The following is a 19,675-nucleotide window of genomic DNA, read 5'->3' on the forward strand; positions in this document are numbered from 1 at the left end:
TCCTGCGTGGTATTATAATAATATCGAATTAAATTTTCATTATTTTAGGGGGTAAATTTATTATGATCAGCAAAAAAATGGAAGACATGCTCAATGAACAGGTAAAAAACGAATTTTTCTCCGCTTATTTCTATCTTTCCATGGCTGCATGGTTTACATCCAAGAACCTGAATGGGTTTGCGAACTGGTACACCGTGCAGGCGCAGGAGGAACGCGACCACGCAACGATGCTTATGAATTACATCCTGCGCGTAGGCGGAGATGCTGAATTCCGTGCAATCGAGGCGCCGGATACGGATTTCAAGTCTCCCATGGATGTTTTCGAGAAAACGCTGGCACACGAACAGAAGGTAACGGGTATGATTAACGACTTGATGGCCAACGCGCTCGATGAGCGTGACTTCAAGACGCAGCAGTTCCTGCAATGGTTCGTGACCGAGCAGGTGGAGGAAGAGGAGAACGCAAACGGCCTGATCGAAAAGCTGAAAATCAGCGGAAACAGCGAAGCCGGAATCCTCTATATGGACAACGAGGCGGCTGCAAGGACCTATACGCCTGCAACACAATCCGCCAACTAAGGTAAAGCACAAAACAGCGGAACATTCGTTCCGCTGTTTTTATTTTTCACTTAACCAGTAATAATCCTCCCTATCCGCCAGCAAAACGGCAGTACTAATTTTTCTCTTTCTTTGCCCGCCTTTTCCGCGGCGTTTTGAGAGCCTTGCTTTGCTTTTCCGCGTACGCAATGAACATATCATAGACGAGTACGGAGCGCCGCTCAATATTTCCCGCTCCGTGCAGCGAAACAGCGTTCAGCATTCCAAACAAAAGCTCGGAAAGCACTTCCCCATCTTCCTCCGTAAGTTCCGTTCCGCATTCAGAAAAGACGCGGGTGATGAGTTCGATCAGAAGCTCCTGCACCTGCCTGCGTATGCCAAACAGCGTACGTTCGATATACTCTTTATCTGATTCAAAATTTACGACCTGGTTGATTACGTCCTGCGGCGTTTCGACCATCCGTGCAATAAAACAATAGATGGCCCCATACAGCGCTTCTTTCGGCTCCTTGCCAAACACGTTGCGCATAAAATCGTTCATAATCTGTTCGATTTCCCCGGCAAGCACCTGGGCAAGCAGCGCCTCTTTATCGTCAAAGTGTGTATAGACTGTGCCTACCGAAAGTCCACTGACCTCTGCAATCCGGCGCATAGAAAGGCTATCATACCCCTCCTGGTGATAAATTTCAAGAGCTGCATTGATAATTTTCTGCGTTACATCTTCTATTTTTTTGGGCATAATCGGTTCCTTCCTTATTGCTGGGTATTGGGATCCAGCAATCCCATTGCATATTCCTCTTTTGTGCTTTTGATAAATTTAAAAATCCTGATGGCAAGAATCAGGGCAATGACGCCCGAGATCACATCCGCTACAAGCGGAGACAGCATGATGCCAAAAATCCCCAACACATTTGCAAGCACAAGCACCGTGGGAATAAGACACACTCCCTGCCGCGAAATGGACAGGATCAACGCCCCGCCCGCTTTGCCAAATGCCTGATGCGTCATCAGCATGATGAGCGTAAAAGCTGTGATTGTAAAGCCTGCTGTAAACCAGCGAAGCGCGGGAATTCCAATTTCCATGACATATGCATCCGTGGTGAACAGCCCCATCATCTGCGGCGCGAGCGCATAACATGCAAGCGTTACCAACGCGCCAATGCAGAGTGCGACGGAAATTCCGAATTTCATCGCCGTATTAAGGCGGTCAAATTTATGCGCGCCAAAATTATACCCCGCCACAGGCTGATATCCCTGAGAAAATCCAAATATTAATGCAAATCCCAGGAATTGGATTCGATTCACAATGCCAAATGCCGCTATTGCCGCGTCTCCATACGGCTTTGCGCACACGTTGATCACCGCAAAACCAATGGCTGCCAAAAGCTGCGTTAAGAACGTAGACGACCCGATGCGTACAATATACGAAACGATTTCTCTGCTGAAGCGAAATCCTTTCAACCGGAACTTTGCAACCGTCTTTTTTCTCCAGTAATGCGAAGAGAGGATGACGAAGGCAACGACCTGCGAAATGGCTGTTGCGACGGCGGCTCCCATGACACCCATATTGAATGTAAAAATAAAAAACGGATCGAGTATCATGTTGAGGACCGCACCGATGACCATTCCTACCATGGACTGTACCGCGCTCCCTTCCGCGCGAAGCAAGTTGTTAAGCGCCATATTGGTAAGCTGCACCGGCGAAGCAAGAAGCAGGATCAACGCATAATCGAGCGCAAGGCCAATGGTGTCTGCCGACGCGCCGAGCGCAAGCAGGATCGGTCTGGCAAAAATCCCTCCAACCACAGCCACAAGGACTCCTGACAAAAAAGAAAGAATGATGGTGGTGGTCGCCGTGCGCCCAGCCTTCTCTTTTTCCTGTGCGCCGAGGAGCCGCGAAAGGTAGGCTGCGCCCCCTGCTGCAAAAAGAATGGACAGCGCCTGGGTCAAAAGCATAATCGGCATATAGACTGAAACTGCCGCCGTACCGAGGTAACCCTCCGGCGACATGCTGACAAAGTAGGTGTCCGCCATGTTGTAAATTGCCATCACAACCATGCTGACAATGGCCGGAACCGCAAGTTTTACGATTGCGCCGGGCACCTTTGCAGTGCCCATCATTTCCGCGCGCTTATCTATTGTTTGCTCCATCTTAATGTTCTCCTGCGCATTTGCAAACTGAACGTGCGTTCATTTACATTTATCATATTATTATGCCTGTCCGCCAATGTCAACCGTTTATTTGACACTTGTAAGTCCCCGGTCCTTTCGTTTATAATATTTAAGTACGAATTTTGAATCTTATGTAATGGGGAGATCATTATGTTTAAAATTTTAAAGAAAGAAACACTGGCAAACGGCATTACCAAAATGGTGATTGACGCACCGCTGATTGCCAAAAAAGCACAAAGCGGCCAGTTCCTTGTCTTGCGTACGCATGAAAAGGGAGAACGCTTTCCGCTCACCATTGCGGATTTTGACCGGGCGGCGGGAACCGTGACCATTATCTTTGCACAGGTTGGAAGGTCCACCAAACAATTAGGCGAGCTTCCCGAAGGCGGGAATGTCCTCGACGTCGTCGGACCGCTCGGCGTTGCCTCCCACTTTGATCCGTCCATCAAAAAGGCGGCTGTCATCGGCGGCGGACTCGGCTGTGCAATTGCGCTTCCGCAGGCAAAACACCTGAAACAGATGGGTGTCTCCGTAGACATGATTGCCGGGTTTAAGACGAAAGACATTATTATCCTCGAGAAAGAAATGACGGACGCTTCCGACCGCTTGATTATTACTACGGACGACGGCTCATTCGGCATGCACGGTTTTGTGACGGATGCTTTGAAAAAGCAAATCGAAGACGGCGTAAAGTATGACATTGTGGTGGCCATCGGTCCTATTCCTATGATGAAATTCGTTTCCAAACTGACAAAGGAATATGGCATCAAAACAATCGTCAGCATGAACCCCGTCATGATCGACGGTACGGGGATGTGCGGCGGCTGTCGGCTTACCGTGGGCGGCGAAACGAAATTCGCATGCATCGACGGACCGGATTTCGACGGACACCAAGTAGACTTCGACGCGGCAATGCGCCGTCTTTCCATGTATGACGGTATGAAAGAACGCGAAGAGGACTGCCGGCTGATTCAAATGGCAGATAAAGCGGAGGACAAATAACCATGGAAAGAAATATGTCGCTTGAAAAAGTAAAAATGCCCGAACTTGATCCGCAGGTCCGCGCAACCAACTTTGAAGAAGTTGCCCTTGGGTACACGCCCGAGATGGCGCAGGAGGAAAGCAACCGATGCCTGGAATGCAAGAACAAGCCGTGCGTGTCGGGCTGCCCTGTACAAGTCAACATTCCTGAATTTATCCACGAAATCAAGGAAGGCAATTTCATGGCCGCTTACCAAAAAATCGTGGAAACCAACGGGCTTCCCGCCGTATGCGGCAGGGTATGCCCGCAGGAAAGCCAGTGTGAAAAATACTGTGTGCGCGGGAAAAAAGGAGAGCCCGTTGGCATTGGCCGCTTAGAACGTTTTGCAGCGGATTTTGCGATGAGCCAAGGCGCGCTTGGCGCGAAGAAAACCGCTCCGAAAAAAGGGAAAAAAGTCGCCGTGATCGGCAGTGGTCCATCGGGTCTTACCTGTGCTTCCGACCTTGCCAAAAAAGGATATGACGTAACGGTATTCGAAGCGTTCCATACGGCAGGGGGCGTTTTGAAATATGGAATTCCTCAATTCCGTCTTCCGAAAGAGATCGTTGATCTCGAGATTAACGTCCTGAAGGAAATGGGTGTAAAAATCGATCTCGATATGGTAATCGGCAAAATCCTGACGCTGGACGAACTCAAGGAAATGGGTTATGAAGCTATCTTTATCGGCAGCGGCGCGGGACTCCCTTCTTTCATGAATATTCCCGGCGAGAATTTCAACGACGTTTATTCCGCAAACGAATTTTTAACGCGCGTCAACCTGATGCATGCTTACCAGTATCCGTCCTACGATACGCCCATCAAGCCCTATCAAAGCGTAGCGGTTATCGGCGGCGGAAACGTGGCGATGGACGCGGCACGCTGTGCAAAACGTCTTGGTGCAGGACATGTATATATCGTATACCGCAGAAGCGAGGCGGAGATGCCCGCCCGTTTAGAAGAAGTCCATCACGCAAAAGAGGAGGGGATCGATTTCCGGCTTCTGGAAGCGCCTGTTGAAATCCTCGGAGACGAACACGGTAATGTCACGGGCATGAAAGATGTCCGCATGGAGCTGGGTGAACCGGATGCTTCCGGGCGGCGGCGTCCGGTGGTCATTGAAGGCAGCGAATATGTGCTCCCTGTGGACGCAGTGATCGTGGCAATCGGCCAATCCCCCAACCCAATGATAAAAAATGCTACGCCTGCCCTTAAGACGCAGCCATGGGGCGGAATTATCGTCAACGAAAAAACGGGCGAGACTTCTATTCCCGGTGTTTATGCAGGGGGTGACGCAGTAACCGGTGCAGCAACGGTAATCCTTGCAATGGGTGCGGGAAAGACAGCAGCGAATAGCATAGATGAATATTTAAGCAAATAATTTTTTGTTCCTAAAATGAAAACTGCGGTTTCCCGCCGCAGTTTTTTTATTCATTTTAATGCATAAAAATTCTTACCATGTGAAAAAAACACGCTTTTTCCCTCTTTTTTTATTTTTCCTCTTGACAAGCTTATTTTGGCGCAGCCATGCGATTTTTGCATTTGTGGATAACTCATTTCTGTATTTTCGCTTCCTTTTATAAAAAACGCCTTTGCAAAGCCATTTTTTACACAAAAAGTTATCCACATCCTTCTGTGGATAACCTCATTTTTTTGCGGAAATATGCGGGTTTTTCGCCTGCGGAAAACCCACGGGTATTTCTTCAAAACCTGACGAAAATTTTTCATGGCTTTTACAAAAAAACTTGTGAATATTTTTTAGGAAACATGTATAAAACGGCTGTTCCTTTTTTGTATACTTCTTATCTTTCGGCGGGTTCCCAATACGCCACTTTATTCATCCGGGCATTTGGGGTATAATAACAACAGAATTCATATAAAGGAGTTTATGCGCATCATGTCCCATCATTTTAAGCGTCACCATGCTTACTCCAAGGGATATCGTCCGCGGCGCCATAGGGGGCGGCTGCGCATCGGGCGGCTGATTCTCTTGATTTTAGTTTTCGCAGCGATTATTTCCGCAATTGTGTTCGGCATCCTATTTTTGATAAAGGCCGGGCCATTCGTAAGGGACGATGCTTCGTCATCCGTTCCTGCCGTAAATTCTGCGGCAGAATATGACGCACCTATGCAAACGGCGGACTCATCTGCTGTTCCTGCGGCAGTGGATGCAACACAACCCGCCGCCTTTGGCCTCACTTCCGAGATTGAACAGGACGGAAACATTGTTACCACTTTCACACGTCTAAAAGAGATCTTTTTTCCTGCGCCAAATTCCTATGCAAATGTTAGAGGAATTACAACCGCGGATGGCAACGATTACCGCGACAGCAGGAGCTTCGGCGGCTTTGAAGCTGGCGGAGGCCATCTGGAAACGCTTTGGCGGCAGGAAAGACCTTCTTCCGCAGCGGTGCAGCCCATCGCGGTCAGTTGGGATGCGGATATGCGGCAAATGATGAATTTATATCCAGACAAGGCATCAAGGGAAGACCTGGTGGAAATTTTAAGTTGTGGCGCTGACGGAACGCTTTCCTTCACTGATCTTGCCGATGGAAGCGCTACGCGCGACCCCATCTCTCTGGGATTCACGCCGGGCGGTGCCCTTTCCCTCGACCCGCGGGGATATCCTCTTCTTTATATCGGCGGGAACGCAGAAAATGCATGCATGAATATTTACAGCTTGATTACCGGAGAACTTCTTTACAAGTATGGCGGAGAAAAAGATTCCTTTGCCCTGCTCGATTCGGAAAGAGGATTTTCCTGCTCTCCCTTGGTTTCCGGAGATACCGATACGCTTATCTGGCCGGGCGGAAATGGAATTCTCTATACGATGAACCTGAATTCTGATTTTGACCGGGCGGCGGGCACCGTCTCGCTCAATCCCGATACGCCTGTGAAATACCGTTATACGGCAACAGGCGGCGCGGATAGCGCCTCCCCTGCAAGTTTTAGCATCACAGGGCTTTCAGCCTGGCGTAATTATGCATTTATTACAGATACCGGCGGTTATATACAATGTATTGACATAAACACGATGCAGCCCGTTTACGTACAGAAGCTGGGAGCGGGCATCGTTTCTTCCCCACTGATCGAAGAAGCCGCGGACGGTATTTACCTTTATTCAGGCAGCAAGTCTGCCAACGGGAATGCTTCCGTATATAAGCTCAAGGGCCTGTCTGGAGAAATTATCTGGCAGCGGGACCTTGCCTGTGGTGCGGAAGGCGGTTTCCTCTCTACTCCGGTATCCGGCCGCGGCGATCTTGACGGCATGATTTTCTGTATGGCTGCACAAGCGGATGGCGACAATGCGGTGCTTTTGGCGCTTACCTCGGATACCGGTGAAATCAAATGGGAGCAAAAGACAGGCCGTCCATCTGTTTTTTCACCCGCTGCCGCATATACTTCCAGCGGAACAGGTTACCTGCTCGAGGCGGGAGGCGGCGGGGCAATGCTTCTTGCGGGAAATTCCGGTGAAGTCCTCGGCACACTGGATGCTTTAAACGGCGCAGATTGTCCAGCCATTGTTTGCAATACGGTAGCTGTCCTGAACGGAACCGGAGTGCTCATCAAATAATAAGGTAAGGTATGCGAACAAAAGGCGGGATGCAAAATCATCCCGCCTTTTTGATTCGCCCTGTTATTAGGCAAACATGGGTTGCAGACTGAGCGCAATCAGGAAGGTTCCGGTGAAATACGTGATGGAATTCCAGGCTGTAATCGCGTTTTTCCTGCTGTGATATTTCCAAATCCCCAGCAAAAGATCTGAAATCCAAAAGAATATGGCGCCTGCGGCCATCAACGCATAAGAAATGGACTGCGGCCCAACAGGCAACGTCCAGTCATCCGGCGCTGCATCCGTAGGTACAAGTGCCGTGACAACCGCCTTTACCATCATAAGCGACAGCAAGATCATATAAACGGTAAGCGGTCCTTGCGCTTTTCCGAGCTGCCAGTTTTGCTTCTTCATTAGAATGAGTGCAACCGCGAGCGGAACAAGCGTCAGGATCAGTTCCACAGGATCAATTCCTTGCACGACGAACATAGAAGCGAGAAAAAGCGCCTGCGTCCCTGCAAAAAACAGAATGCCGCGATTGAATTTTCTTGCATCAAGTTCAATAAACCGGAGAAAGTAGTCGCCGGCCAGCGCACATACAAGGCCACACAGGATAAGCACCGCTCCCACAGAAATAGACGCCCCCCAGGAAAGTACTCCCCAAGCTCCTACGAGGCAAAAAATGCTGCTGAGTGTCATCTTTAATTTGGTCGCTCGGTTAAACTTCCCAAAAAGGTCTTCCCTCACGTAAAAACCAAGTAAAACAAAATATACTGCCGCAACAAAAATCAATTCCACTGCTACCATACCACACTCGCCCCTTTTCCTTAGCCTACTTGATCTCAGCCTCCTTCGGGCTTTCAATGCGCTTCCCGTCTTTTGTTACAGTAAAAAGTTCCATGATTTGTTCTAACTTGCCAAATACTACGAGTTTATCTCCCGTTTCAATTTCCGTGTCTTTGGTGATATAGTCGAGCACCTTGTCTGCCCGCTGGATGAGAATAATCCGCACACCGAAGTCTGCCACAAAGTTGAGCTGCCCCAGCGTTTTTCCACGAATACGTTCAGGCACTACCGCGATACTGATTCCGGCCACCACGCCTTTTGCGTATTGATCGATCACACTTACGATATTGACATTCCCGCGAAACATAAGTTTCCTGCCCATTTTTTCGATGATATCATTAAATTTCTGTTTGGCTCCAGGCACCCGCTTGACAATCATAAAAACTACAAAAATGATTGCCAGAATTACGGTAAGCGTCCAAAAATCTTCCCGGATTGCTTTGGGCAGGTTCATTACGACGTTCACAAAGGCCGTGACGATTGTGACGGAAAAAATATAGCCGAACAGCATAATCGTGCGGGCAAGACGCCTGCGTACAAGCTTATCTACCACGAGTTCGCTTTCTTTCGTCGTATAACCGCTGTTCGTGAGCAGCGAAATCACCTGGAATCTCGCTTTTTCCTCTGTCATGCCCGACATCCGGAACAAAATAGTAAATACATCTATAATCAGGATATAGAGGACCGCAACCGCGAAAAATAGCGAAATGGAAATGGAAAGAGTCATAATATTCCCCCTGTTACCCGATGACCTTGCCGCAATATGCGACATATTCGTCGATCGCCCAGAAAATATCATTTCCCGGACGGATATTGGATTGTTCGCCCGTACAGTGCAGAATTCCGTAGGCCGGCATTCCCGCATGCGCTACCGTTGCGGGAACAGAAAGGGAGACCATTCCCATATGCATTGCGCTCATGTGCATGGCTATCATAGAGAGGTCGCCTCCGCCGCAAGACGTAGAGGCGGTCGCAAAAGCTCCGAAATAGGTACCCGCCAGCGAAGCCGGGAGCCAAAAATCGCATAGACTGTCGAGAAATGCCTTAGCCTGCGCAGATACGTTCCCATAATAGGTCGGCGAACCCAAAAAAATAGCGTCATATTCCGGCAGGCGCTTATGCTCAACAACTGGAACGGCCTTGATTTCTTCAGCCATCTCCCGTGCCAACGGAAAAGCCTGCACGGTTTGGTCGAACAGCGGGTCTTCCACGCGAAACAAATCTGCCTTGAAGCCTTCTTTTTCCAACGCACGCACATACTCTTTCGCCATCAGCATTGTATTTCCGCATGCACTGTGAAATATAACCGCCGCTTTTTTTCCCATACTTTTTCACCTCAAGTCATTCATTATCGTATTTAAACCGGCTGCTCAATCCCTGCGCAACCGCAAGCCGCCGCCCCGGCTAAAAAATGCCCGGTTTTTCCTTTTGCAGCGAAGCCGGCGTATAGATTTTCACTTTATTCTCTGTTGAGCCATGGCAATATAACCGCCCATGCAGCAATAAGCTTTTCAAGTGTCATCGCCGCATTTGCCGGGCTTGTGGATGGAAGGCATATACTTTCCATCCCCGTATCCGCCAGGCAGTACTTCGTATAATATTCATACGCTTTTTTCCCGTTTGTAAACACCGCCCGGATATTTGCCGCCTGTAAAATCCCTGAGAAATCATTGGCTTGAGGCCGACGAATCGACGCATCCGCGCTTCCACGGATTTCACACGACTTCAATACGTCAAACACCGCAATTCCATTTTCCAGCAGGAATTCTTTTTTCTGCGGAACGCCCTGCGGGCACGGTGCATCAAGCAGGGCAGCCAGCACCTGCCAGAAGCGGTTGCGCGGGTTTCCATAATAAAACGCTGTTTCCCGTGATTTCACCGAGGGAAATGTTCCCAAGATCAATATTTTGGAGCATTGATTCCAAACCGGTTCAAGGGGATGGCAAAGCTTCTCTATTTTTTTATTTCCCATATTGTTTTATTATATCACGGTAGTTGCAGCCGTTGCAACGCATAGAAAAGCGCCCCTGCAAATGGGGCGCCCTTCACAACGAAACTCCGCAGTGCGGAGCCTATACCGGGAGAAAACCGGCAGCGCGTTTAGCACTCAATCCTTAATTCTGTTTCCCGATCAAAGAAATACAGTTTTTCCGTATCAAATGCAATACGTATAGTCTCTCCACATTGTTTTGCCGATTCCGGCGGCACCTTGGCAATCAGCTTCTCTCCACCGTAATTGAGGTATAAAAAAGTCTCGGCGCCGAGCATTTCCGTCACCTCTAAAAACGCCTCCACACTGCTGTCTTCGCGTTCCTCAGTATCTTGGCCACTGGCCATAATATTTTCAGCCCGAATTCCCATAACAATTTCTTTTCCGAGATATTCCCTAAGTGCCGTACAATCCTGATACCGCTGCCCAAGCTTGATTCGGTCTTTTTCCGTTACCGCATAATAAACGTTATTTTCTTCCTGTAACACGCAAGAAATAAGGTTCATCTGCGGCGATCCAATGAAGGTCGCCACAAAAATATTATTCGGTTCATTATAGACCTCCTGCGGAGAGCCAACTTGTTGAATGATTCCATCCTTCATAACAACGATACGCGTTCCCATAGTCATGGCTTCCGTTTGGTCGTGCGTAACATAAATGAACGTTGTCTTTAACTTATGGTACAGCTTGATGATTTCCGTGCGCATCTGCACGCGCAATTTGGCATCAAGGTTGGAGAGAGGTTCGTCCAGTAGGAACACTTTTGGATTGCGCACGATTGCCCGCCCGAGCGCAACCCTTTGACGTTGTCCGCCGGAGAGCGCTTTCGGTTTTCTGGAAAGCAAATGACTGATGTCCAAAATCTGAGCCGCTTGCTCCACCCTTTGTTTTATCTCTTGCTTGGGTAATTTCCTCAATTTCAGAGAAAAAGCCATATTGTCTGCAACGCTCATATGCGGATAAAGCGCATAACTTTGGAACACCATCGCAATATCCCTGTCCTTGGGCTGCACTTCATTTACGAGTTTGCCGTCAATATATAGTTCTCCATCCGATATCTCTTCAATTCCCGCAATCATACGTAGCGTAGTGGATTTTCCGCAACCCGAAGGACCAACCAAAACTACAAACTCATCGTCCCCGATTTCCATATTGAAATGATCTACAGCGACCACATCACCTGCATATACTTTTTGAATATTCTTTAATACAACGCCTGACATTTCAGTACCCCCCATTTATTTTATAATAGTCCTTTTCATCACAGGAAAAACATTGTGTATGATGATCAACCCCGGGAAAGATGCCCCCAGTGGAATCAAAAATAACGCCGAATACGGGAACACACAATAACATAGCAGTCCGATCGGAATCAGGAACAATAGAATCAGCGCATTGGCTTTCAGGCCAACAATTGCAAGCAGGAGGCTGTTCCTGAACATATCCTTCCATTTAAGTTCCATTGTTCCGATCATACAAAAACCGTAAAATCCTGCAAATACAACGAGCACACCAGCAATCATCAGGATACACATTGGTACAGCCGTAACAGGCATTTCCGCAAGAAAGGAATCGAGGTATTTTACCGTTAGTATAATCGTCAGGAGGCTCCCGCCGTAAAACAAATAATAAAGCGAGGAAGCCTTGAAATTTTCACGGAAGGAATGGAAAAAATCGGAGACCAGAAATATATATTCCCTTTCATCAATTTTTTTAAGAATATAGCTCATTGCGCTCGATGCAGCGCCAATAGTTACTACCGGCAGGCAGCATAACAGGAACAGTAAATTCAGCTTCACGAGGCTACGCCACTCTGTGCCAACAATATGGAAAAAAAGCGCAAACCGGTTCGCGGGCGGCTTAACTTCCCATTCTCCATTCACATTGCTTCCATAATATAACTTTCCATAAACCGACATTTTTCTTTCCTCATTGAATCATTTCTTTTAAACATTTCCTAAAATAGCAATAGTTTTTAAAGCTTACGTCCGGCGGCACCATATGGTCCGTATAAGGGATATATCCGCCAGTCCCCAGTACACGCTCCACCTTATTCATCTCCTGATGGATTGCGGCCTTGCCGTCTGCAAGCGCACGTTTATCAATTCCGCCCATCAGAACCAGCTTTGGATAGCGCTTTCTGATGATTTCCACATTCATATTTGCAGCGGCCTCAAACGGATAAAAGCCTGTTATGCCGCCTTCAAGAAACAAATCGATCAACGCTTCGAAGTTCCCGTCCGTATCCACAAAAAAATTTTCCACGCCGAGCTTCTTCATGCGCCCTGTAAGTTCCTTGTAATACGGAAGGATAAACTTCCTAAAAATATCCGGAGAAATCAGCGGTCCATTTTTGTAGGCAAGATCCTCCCAGATAAGAAGGTAATCCACATCTGTTTTGCCAAGTATCTCCGTATAAATTTCCGTGTAATAGGTGAGAAAAAAATCCAGAATCTCCGTTGCAAAATCCGGATCGTCATAAAATAGGTAAAGGGATTTTTCCAGTCCCACCATCTCACGAATCACGGAATAAAAGCCGGCGATATTTCCGCCCCCCATTTGCAGCGGATAGGTCCGATTCCTGTATGCCGCGTCCCACCCGTGCGCGTAACGCCCGGCGCTGTGAGCGCAAAAGCGCCTTCTGATATCATCAAATTCCTTTCTTCCGTGTACCGGATAATCGAGGAAGCAGGGCATGCTCCCGCCATCTTTCTTAATTTTAACGCGTTTACCATCCGGACAAATTTTCTCGATATTTTCTTTCGTTTCCGATAAAATTTTTTCTTCGAATGGCGGAATCATGCTAATGCAATCTACGCCGACCATGTGGACGCGTTCATCGAACTCAAAAAATGCTTCCACGTCCCGTCCATAATACTTTTCTTCCGTAAAGCCATCGCTTCCCGGGCATGCGCTTCCCGAAATCCACTGCGCGTTTTCCGATGAAAAAGTGCCGTGTTTTCTGGGAAGCCCTTCCGTATACCAACGCTCAATCGTATCCTTCCAGTAAGCGAATTCCCAGTTGGGTGGCGTTGCGCCCGGCTTGAAGGCAATTGTTGCAAGAAACTTTTCCCGGCTTGTCATTTCGGTTTCCTCTGTTCGATAAGCACCGCACCCAGTGCGGGAATGCAAATCCGCTCTTGCCCTGCGCATTGCCATATATCCTGCCCACATACGGTGATAGCTGTTCCTCCATCAATTCGCGCGTCTTTTATCTTTATCTGTCGTTCTTCCCCCGTCCAGTTAGCCAGCACGACTGCCGTCCGTCCATCGGGTGCACTCCACGCGCTATGAAAAACTGCTGGAAGTTCATTGCACCGTTTTCCGTATTGCCACTGCACCGTTTCTGTTTCCAGAAGTTCAGCAGGACGCTGCATTTTTCCATATACAAGCCATGCCTCTGCGACATTTCGCCGCATGGTGTTAACAGTATTGAGCATACCGACTGCCGCAGCCTGTGAACCCGGCTGCGCGTCCCATGGGGCCCAGTTATCCGTATCCCGGTTTTGCAGATTTCCATCATCCATCAATACAGCTCCGGGAATTTGACCTGTTACGAGATTTAACGCATTCTTGATTTCCAAGTGATATGGTTCCGGACCATAGCCAAACCCGCCGTTTAGCAATATATAATCATGATATAAAAATTGATAGAGCGGTACCTGGTTTTTTTCCGTATTCGGATTGCCCCGTGGGTTGACGCGCGAATCGCAGACATCAAGGCAAGGGATGAAATATTCGCAGGATGGTCCTTCTACGGAATAAACAATTTCCCGCTTCTCTTCTTTGTATGCTTGCTCTTTCAGATCCGCCATTTTTCTGAAAAGTTTCTCCAAGCTTCGTGTCATCCATCGTCCGGGCATATTTTCATGCCCATGTTTTTCTGAAAAGCATGGAAACACGCTGCACCCGTTATTCTGGTCGAGAAACTGAATCCAGTCAATTCCGTTTCTAATCATAGTTTTGATGTAGTCTGCCGCTATCTTCCGGGTACGCTCTACATGCATGCAGCTTGTATAGCTCGGTCTCCAGTCCTGATCCCAGTCCTGTTTCCATGGCGTGCCATCCTTTGTCATACATACAGTTTCTTCTCCGCGCTGTTCTTCAAAATACTTTGTACCGTCATATCCATTCCAAGCGTGCGCCACCACCCAGCGCGTTCCGTTGGAATATGTGCCCGCATGATTGCCCTTGCTCTTTTGTTCCCGTGCGAATAATTCCATTTCTTCCGCGCCGCCCACCGGAGGAAAACAATCCGGATAGACCCATGGGCCTCCCTTTTCCCAAGCCATTAGAACAGGGAGCACCGGCCCGGGCACCTGCTCATTGAACTGCATTATTTTCCGGTTTAGCCGTTCATAGGGAAGAAATCCCTGATTGACGGTTGCGGGACCGGCGTCAAGCGCTCCCTGCAGGCGGATCATCAGGAAGGTTGGCGAGTCCGCCATCCAGCGCGGAAGGTCTTTACGCCCGTAAAGCGGCCTCGCCCATGGCTGTTTATCCGACCAAGAACGATAAACCTGTGCTCCATCATACCAGTCCCCTTGAAAATCCCGCAAGCAAATATCATATTCCAGCCTGCGGTTTCCACTCCAGTCTCCCACATGTGAAAATCCGAGCCGGACTCCCTTTGCTGCGGCGACGGGCATAATTTGTTTGACATATCCTTTACTGTCTTGCGCCATCACGGCAAGACCGTTTCCATTCCTGTCATAATACGCCATAAACTGTGCGAAGGTTCGCCCCGTGTAATGGTGAAATGCCCCGTTGCGTTCCTCAAATTGCCATGTACGCGGACTGTCGGGCTTAAAATCCTGCGGCTGTGGATTGTCAAAGAGATATCCAATATTGTATGGCTGCAAAACATGTCCGCCTTCGCCATATGGCACAACGATCCACGGGTATTGTATCTGGCATATTTTATGTTGCGGGCCGTTTTCCAGAGCCAACCGAAAGCGCAGCGCACCATCCTCCATACCAATATACGATAACAGCCTGAGGCCTTCGGCAAAGCAATACGTCCAGCAATGGCTGCCATCCTGCATAGCGTAACGTATCTCGTTCGCCTGTGTTGAATCCAGATAAATAAACCGTTCCCCGTCTAAAAATTCGATGCGGAACACCGGATCCTCCGGCATATTTTTCAGTAATTCCTTGTTGTTTTTTATATAGGAAACAATCTGGCCGGTTTTCTGATCAAAAGCAGCAGTTCCTTCGTTTATTTTGAATATAATCATCTTTTCGCTCTCATACTTCCGATATTTTTTGCATGATATCATTGATTCGTCTCGCACGTTCCCAGTCCTTCTGTGTCCATTCTTCCAAGGAATTCGGATTATAAGGGTCTCCGGGCCACGCGCCTACAATCGTTAGGTCCATACGCAGGCCGTTATCCCGTGCCAGGCGAAACATCGTTTCCGCTTGTTCCACTTTCGATTGCGCGATGACCACCAATCTGCTGTCAAGCCCTGCGGCAAGAAGCTCTTCCACCGTCATCTGTCCTGCGTTGATACCTTTTATCCGTTCGAGTTGATAGAGATTGGGTAAAAGATGCCCAAAATCTCCGCAGGAATGCAGCACAATACCTCCCGTTTCTTTGCTGATACGGTTTAAATACGGTGCATAAAATTCATCAAAAAATTCCGGGGAAACCATAACAATACTATCTGCTGAAACAGCCGCGCCGTTTCCTTCAGGCGCCCAGCTCCACCCAAACAAATGGGTCCCGATAAAGCTTTCCCCGAGTGTTTCTTTTTGGCGGTTCCACAGAATCAGGAAAGCGTCCGTCGCTTTCGTCATAATTACTCCATACTCTTCAGGGTTGGTATAGGCACTGACAAAAAGATTGTCATAGCCCCATAGCTGGCCGCACACGTCGGCTGGCCCCTGCATATCGGTAATATGTATTCCAAGCCGCCCTTCTGTTTCCTCGTAGAGGTATTCCTGCATACGGATCCAATAGTCGGCCACCGATCCATCTTCAATCCGCGGCTCCCCCATCCGATATACGTCCTGCGGTTTAAATATAATTTTTTCGCTACAGTAATCTTCACCGCAAATCAATTCTTCCGCACCAAACATGCTGGGTATGGTGGATTGCTTGCAGCCCGGAAATACGGCAGGAATAAAGTCGTCTTCGAACTGTCCGCGCAAAATCAATTCATCGAGCGTTACAAGTAAACGCTGTTCCGCCGTATGCGCGTCATCATAATAATTAAAACTGATGGGGTAGTATACATAAGGATAACGGTCCTTTGGTTTTTTCCCATTCCATATATCGCTGATCCGTGCTTTTGACGCTTCTACCCGTTCCGGGGGAAAAAGCTCATCAATCCGCGCCAGCTTGTCAGCTATGATTGGTTTCATATATCGTCTTATCCTTTCACGGATCCTGCCGTAAGACCCTGTTCAAATTGTTTTTGCAAGCAGATATAGAGGATAATGATAGGCAACGCAATGATCGTAAGCGCTGCAAACATCCTTGGAAGATCGCTCATGAAAAGCATTGTAAAACTATATGGTATGACCGTCAGCGTTTGGTAAATTGGCTTTTTCAAGAACATAAATGCCAAGAGGAACTCATTCCACGCCGCGAGAAAGGTAAATACCGTTACCGCCGAAACAACGGGTGCGCACAGCGGAAGCAATATTTTCCGGAATGCCTTGAACACGGAACAACCATCCACAATTCCTGATTCGATAAGTTCCGTAGGAAGCTCATCGAAATAATTTTTCATAATGAGCAGGCTGAACGGAACTTGGAGCGCCGCATAAATTCCGATCAGTGAAAGCGGATTATTGATGAGGCCCATTGTTTTTATGAGCTGTGAAAGCGGAACAATCAGCGCCGGGGCAGGTATCATCAGGCCAACCAATACAATGAGGTACAATATATTTTTTCCGCGAAATTTAAGTTTGGAAAATGCAAATCCTGCGAGCAGCGTGACCACGAGCACCACGGCAATCGTACCACCCGTGACGACCACGCTGTTGAGAAAATTCCTCGGCAGGTTTTCCTGCTGGAGGATTGTCGCGTAATTTGCAAAACCGCCATCCTCAAATGATTTCTCGAACATGAACAGCAACGGAACAAACCACAGGAGTCCGATTACCATAAGTATAATATTTTTGCTGATTTTTCCCGCTTTGTTCATTTTATCTCTCCTTCAGATTAATCCTCAGTTGGACCGCCGTAATAATCAGCGCAAGCACTATTACAAATACCGAAATTGCCGATGCATACCCCTGTTTCATGAAATCAAACGCATTCGTGAAAATATAGGTGGAAAATAATTCCGTGGCATGGTTTGGCCCTCCCTTGGTGGTCGCCCATACCAACTCAAAATATTTAAACGAACCAATGATCCCCAAAATGATCAGGCTGAACGTCGTATTTTTGACCATTGGCACAATTACCCGGCCAAAGGTCTGAATCTTGTTGGCGCCATCTACGCGTGCCGCCTCAAGGACATCTGTCGGAATGGTCGTGAGCGCGGCATTGAACATAATCAGGTACCATCCGACGCTTTGCCAGATCTGTGCTACCATGATAGCTCCTAGCGCTGTCTTGCTGTCCCCCAGCCATGCCCGTGCAAGGTCTCCAAGGCCAATTGCCCGCAGGGCCTCGTTGACGAGGCCAGTATTCATCTCATACATCCATGTAAAGATATTGGCTACAATGATTGGCGCGAGCACCACCGGTAGGAACATCAGCGTCTTGCACAGCCGCTGTATGGGCGTATTGCCAAGTGTCGCCACCGCAAGCAACATCCCCGCCACGAGACCTACGCCGACTGTTACAATCGTGAATATTGCCGTATTGGCAAGTGCTTTCAAAAACACTTTGTCAGACATCATATCCACGTAGTTCTGCGCACCGAGAAATTCACGCTCTGCACTGATCCCATCCCATGAATAGAGGCTCGCTTCGATATTATAAGCAATCGGGTAATAGATGAACAACACAACGAGTGCGATGATCGGCACAATATAGAAATAATTGGATATTCTTTTTCTTCCCAGCAACGCAATCCCTCCTGTTTAGGCGGAAGGCAGGGCCGCTCACGCCGCCCTGCCCGCGCCGTTTCTTCCTGTTCAGCGACTAATCGAATCGCTGATTTCCTGCATTTCCTGCGCAGCCTCTTCTGGTGTCATCGTACCTTCCGCAATGGCCGCCAGTACATTCCCAAGCCCTTCCGTAAGTTCCGGATAGGCCATTTCCCGCTCGTCCACCGCTTCGTTTGCCCAGCCCAGATATTGCCCGATAATTTCCTGACAGTTTTCCGGCCAATCGCCTCCAAGCGCCGTCACACCTTGTTTCACAGGCAGATCCATAAGCGTGGTATCAAGATATTCCTGTGCGTAATCATCTGCGAAGAACTTGATGAATTTCCACGCCGCTTCCTTATTTTCACAATCCTTGGAGATGCACAGCACTTGTCCTACCGTATCCCACAACGCCGCAGGCTGGCCGTCGCCGTTCATGTCGGGCATACGCATGACGCCCCAGTTCCCTGCTTCCGCCTGATCCTTTGCGATATTCCAAATATTATACTGCCAGCTTCCAAAAGGAATCATGGCCCCTTCCTGATCGAGGAACAGGGTGTAGGCGTCGTTATAGGCGGGCATCCCAAGCGCGCCGTCTTGGAAGATGCCGTCATCAAAATACTTCTTCCACCATTCGAACGCTTCCACCATTTCCGGATCCGTCCATTTTCCTTCGCCTTTTGAAACAGCCATCATTTTACCCGGCGCAAGGTCATTGACGATCGTATGGTAAAAATCGATATTCGTCCATGCGTCGCGGGCTCCTTGCATCATGGGCATCTTGCCATTTGCGCGAATCGTGTCGCAAGCCGCTTTAAGCTCGTCATAGGTCGTGGGGACTTCGATTCCCATTTCTTCAAACATATCCTTGTTGTACCAAACAGTCCCGCCAAGGCTATACTGCATGGGCATGCCCATTACATCGCCATCCATATTGGTTGCGAGCTCAATTGCACGGGGGGTAAACATCTCCTTCCATCCCTCCCCGTATTCCTCTTCTGCAAACGGGGCGACAGGGGTAAAAAACTGCGTATACTGGTTAATGCTCGCACCTGGCTGAAGTCCGACGATATCCGCCGCCTCGCCTGCCGCAATATCCGATTTCATTAGCGTATAATGATCCGCAAAGGGTACCATTTTGACTTCTACTTTGATATCCGGATATGTCTCGTTAAACCGGGCGATCATATTTTCCATGTCCGCCTCTGTCGGGGTCCAGGATTGAAAGGTCAGTACTGTTTGCCCGCCGGAGCTGGAAGTTTCTCCAGAAGACTCGTCCGTTGCCGCCGCGTTGCTTCCGCTGCTTTCCGCTGCGGCCGCATCTCCCGAAGGCGCTTCCGTAGTAGGTGTGCAGGCTGCAAAGCAAAAAGCCGCCGCCAGCAAAACGCACAAGAGTACCAGTATTTTCTTCTTCATTTTGATACCTCCAATATAGTTTGATAGTTTCATGTAAACGCATGATGAAACGCAATGTCTAAAAATAGCAAGGATTA

At 48.5% G+C, this 19,675-nt stretch carries 19 protein-coding genes; 4 read left to right on the forward strand and 15 right to left on the reverse strand.

Annotated elements, in window-relative coordinates; translation table 11 throughout:
- Positions 1-62 precede the first annotated feature (62 nt).
- A complete protein-coding gene (locus H8S18_RS13400; protein WP_186858775.1) occupies positions 63-578 on the forward strand; it encodes a ferritin in 516 nt (171 codons plus the stop codon).
- A 94-nt stretch (positions 579-672) separates the two neighbouring features.
- Here the strand turns inward: H8S18_RS13400 and H8S18_RS13405 are convergent, their stop codons facing one another.
- Both H8S18_RS13405 and H8S18_RS13410 read right to left on the reverse strand, forming a co-directional pair.
- Complete coding sequence (locus tag H8S18_RS13405; protein ID WP_186858776.1) at positions 673-1,296, reverse strand: TetR/AcrR family transcriptional regulator; 624 nt, start codon at positions 1,294-1,296, stop codon at positions 673-675.
- A 14-nt stretch (positions 1,297-1,310) separates the two neighbouring features.
- On the reverse strand, positions 1,311-2,708 hold the full coding sequence (locus H8S18_RS13410; protein WP_186858777.1) for an MATE family efflux transporter: 1,398 nt from the start codon (positions 2,706-2,708) through the stop codon (positions 1,311-1,313).
- Between the two features lie 171 nt (positions 2,709-2,879).
- Here H8S18_RS13410 and H8S18_RS13415 point away from each other — a divergent pair, with 171 nt between their 5' ends.
- Entirely contained in the window at positions 2,880-3,731 is an 852-nt protein-coding gene (locus H8S18_RS13415; protein ID WP_186858778.1) for a sulfide/dihydroorotate dehydrogenase-like FAD/NAD-binding protein, read from the forward strand.
- Between the two features lie 2 nt (positions 3,732-3,733).
- Positions 3,734-5,128, forward strand: coding sequence for an NADPH-dependent glutamate synthase (gene gltA / locus H8S18_RS13420; protein ID WP_186858779.1), 1,395 nt, complete (start codon positions 3,734-3,736; stop codon positions 5,126-5,128).
- A gap of 50 nt (positions 5,129-5,178) precedes the next feature.
- Here gltA and H8S18_RS13425 read toward each other — a convergent pair whose 3' ends face one another.
- Positions 5,179-5,376, reverse strand: coding sequence for a hypothetical protein (locus H8S18_RS13425; RefSeq protein WP_186858780.1), 198 nt, complete (start codon positions 5,374-5,376; stop codon positions 5,179-5,181).
- Positions 5,377-5,644: 268 nt separating this feature from the next.
- On the opposite strand from H8S18_RS13425, the gene H8S18_RS13430 reads away from it, so the two are divergent.
- A complete protein-coding gene (locus tag H8S18_RS13430; RefSeq protein ID WP_186858781.1) occupies positions 5,645-7,321 on the forward strand; it encodes an outer membrane protein assembly factor BamB family protein in 1,677 nt (558 codons plus the stop codon).
- Positions 7,322-7,387: 66 nt separating this feature from the next.
- On the opposite strand, the gene H8S18_RS13435 is transcribed toward H8S18_RS13430, so the two are convergent.
- The 12 genes from H8S18_RS13435 to H8S18_RS13490 all read right to left on the reverse strand — a co-directional run bounded on the left by H8S18_RS13435 (position 7,388) and on the right by H8S18_RS13490 (position 19,598).
- Complete coding sequence (locus H8S18_RS13435) at positions 7,388-8,107, reverse strand: lysoplasmalogenase family protein (protein ID WP_186858782.1); 720 nt, start codon at positions 8,105-8,107, stop codon at positions 7,388-7,390.
- A gap of 25 nt (positions 8,108-8,132) precedes the next feature.
- Positions 8,133-8,873, reverse strand: a complete 741-nt coding sequence (locus H8S18_RS13440; RefSeq protein ID WP_186858783.1) for a cation:proton antiporter regulatory subunit — start codon at positions 8,871-8,873, stop codon at positions 8,133-8,135.
- A gap of 13 nt (positions 8,874-8,886) precedes the next feature.
- Positions 8,887-9,471 carry a flavodoxin family protein gene (locus tag H8S18_RS13445; protein WP_186858784.1) on the reverse strand — a complete coding sequence of 195 codons (585 nt, stop codon included), beginning with the start codon at positions 9,469-9,471 and terminating at the stop codon, positions 8,887-8,889.
- A 134-nt stretch (positions 9,472-9,605) separates the two neighbouring features.
- Entirely contained in the window at positions 9,606-10,118 is a 513-nt protein-coding gene (locus tag H8S18_RS13450) for a DNA-deoxyinosine glycosylase (RefSeq protein WP_186858785.1), read from the reverse strand.
- Between the two features lie 128 nt (positions 10,119-10,246).
- Positions 10,247-11,359, reverse strand: coding sequence for an ABC transporter ATP-binding protein (locus H8S18_RS13455; protein WP_186858786.1), 1,113 nt, complete (start codon positions 11,357-11,359; stop codon positions 10,247-10,249).
- A 15-nt stretch (positions 11,360-11,374) separates the two neighbouring features.
- Positions 11,375-12,055, reverse strand: a complete 681-nt coding sequence (locus H8S18_RS13460; protein ID WP_186858787.1) for a DUF624 domain-containing protein — start codon at positions 12,053-12,055, stop codon at positions 11,375-11,377.
- Between the two features lie 10 nt (positions 12,056-12,065).
- Positions 12,066-13,220, reverse strand: a complete 1,155-nt coding sequence (locus H8S18_RS13465; protein WP_186858788.1) for a uroporphyrinogen decarboxylase family protein — start codon at positions 13,218-13,220, stop codon at positions 12,066-12,068.
- Positions 13,217-15,373 (reverse strand): DUF6259 domain-containing protein, encoded by a 2,157-nt coding sequence (locus tag H8S18_RS13470; RefSeq protein WP_186858789.1) that lies wholly within the window; start codon positions 15,371-15,373, stop codon positions 13,217-13,219. The genes H8S18_RS13465 and H8S18_RS13470 overlap by 4 nt, the downstream gene beginning before the upstream one ends.
- 10 nt (positions 15,374-15,383) lie before the next feature.
- Positions 15,384-16,502, reverse strand: coding sequence for a uroporphyrinogen decarboxylase/cobalamine-independent methonine synthase family protein (locus tag H8S18_RS13475; protein ID WP_186858790.1), 1,119 nt, complete (start codon positions 16,500-16,502; stop codon positions 15,384-15,386).
- A gap of 8 nt (positions 16,503-16,510) precedes the next feature.
- A complete protein-coding gene (locus tag H8S18_RS13480) occupies positions 16,511-17,290 on the reverse strand; it encodes a carbohydrate ABC transporter permease (protein WP_186858791.1) in 780 nt (259 codons plus the stop codon).
- Between the two features lies 1 nt (position 17,291).
- Positions 17,292-18,161 carry a carbohydrate ABC transporter permease gene (locus H8S18_RS13485; RefSeq protein WP_186858792.1) on the reverse strand — a complete coding sequence of 290 codons (870 nt, stop codon included), beginning with the start codon at positions 18,159-18,161 and terminating at the stop codon, positions 17,292-17,294.
- Positions 18,162-18,230: 69 nt separating this feature from the next.
- Positions 18,231-19,598 carry an ABC transporter substrate-binding protein gene (locus tag H8S18_RS13490; RefSeq protein ID WP_186858793.1) on the reverse strand — a complete coding sequence of 456 codons (1,368 nt, stop codon included), beginning with the start codon at positions 19,596-19,598 and terminating at the stop codon, positions 18,231-18,233.
- Between the last annotated feature and the right edge of the window lie 77 nt (positions 19,599-19,675).

It is taken from the genome of Christensenella tenuis (genome assembly GCF_014287795.1).
GTDB lineage: Bacteria > Bacillota > Clostridia > Christensenellales > Christensenellaceae > Christensenella > Christensenella tenuis.

Coding starts and splice junctions, on each gene's coding strand:
- H8S18_RS13400 (WP_186858775.1), top strand. CDS start 63: ATGATCAGCAAAAAAATGGAAGACATGCTCAATGAACAGGTAAAAAAC.
- H8S18_RS13405 (WP_186858776.1), bottom strand. CDS start 1,296: ATGCCCAAAAAAATAGAAGATGTAACGCAGAAAATTATCAATGCAGCT.
- H8S18_RS13410 (WP_186858777.1), bottom strand. CDS start 2,708: ATGGAGCAAACAATAGATAAGCGCGCGGAAATGATGGGCACTGCAAAG.
- H8S18_RS13415 (WP_186858778.1), top strand. CDS start 2,880: ATGTTTAAAATTTTAAAGAAAGAAACACTGGCAAACGGCATTACCAAA.
- gltA (WP_186858779.1), top strand. CDS start 3,734: ATGGAAAGAAATATGTCGCTTGAAAAAGTAAAAATGCCCGAACTTGAT.
- H8S18_RS13425 (WP_186858780.1), bottom strand. CDS start 5,376: ATGTGGATAACTTTTTGTGTAAAAAATGGCTTTGCAAAGGCGTTTTTT.
- H8S18_RS13430 (WP_186858781.1), top strand. CDS start 5,645: ATGTCCCATCATTTTAAGCGTCACCATGCTTACTCCAAGGGATATCGT.
- H8S18_RS13435 (WP_186858782.1), bottom strand. CDS start 8,107: ATGGTAGCAGTGGAATTGATTTTTGTTGCGGCAGTATATTTTGTTTTA.
- H8S18_RS13440 (WP_186858783.1), bottom strand. CDS start 8,873: ATGACTCTTTCCATTTCCATTTCGCTATTTTTCGCGGTTGCGGTCCTC.
- H8S18_RS13445 (WP_186858784.1), bottom strand. CDS start 9,471: ATGGGAAAAAAAGCGGCGGTTATATTTCACAGTGCATGCGGAAATACA.
- H8S18_RS13450 (WP_186858785.1), bottom strand. CDS start 10,118: ATGGGAAATAAAAAAATAGAGAAGCTTTGCCATCCCCTTGAACCGGTT.
- H8S18_RS13455 (WP_186858786.1), bottom strand. CDS start 11,359: ATGTCAGGCGTTGTATTAAAGAATATTCAAAAAGTATATGCAGGTGAT.
- H8S18_RS13460 (WP_186858787.1), bottom strand. CDS start 12,055: ATGTCGGTTTATGGAAAGTTATATTATGGAAGCAATGTGAATGGAGAA.
- H8S18_RS13465 (WP_186858788.1), bottom strand. CDS start 13,220: ATGACAAGCCGGGAAAAGTTTCTTGCAACAATTGCCTTCAAGCCGGGC.
- H8S18_RS13470 (WP_186858789.1), bottom strand. CDS start 15,373: ATGATTATATTCAAAATAAACGAAGGAACTGCTGCTTTTGATCAGAAA.
- H8S18_RS13475 (WP_186858790.1), bottom strand. CDS start 16,502: ATGAAACCAATCATAGCTGACAAGCTGGCGCGGATTGATGAGCTTTTT.
- H8S18_RS13480 (WP_186858791.1), bottom strand. CDS start 17,290: ATGAACAAAGCGGGAAAAATCAGCAAAAATATTATACTTATGGTAATC.
- H8S18_RS13490 (WP_186858793.1), bottom strand. CDS start 19,598: ATGAAGAAGAAAATACTGGTACTCTTGTGCGTTTTGCTGGCGGCGGCT.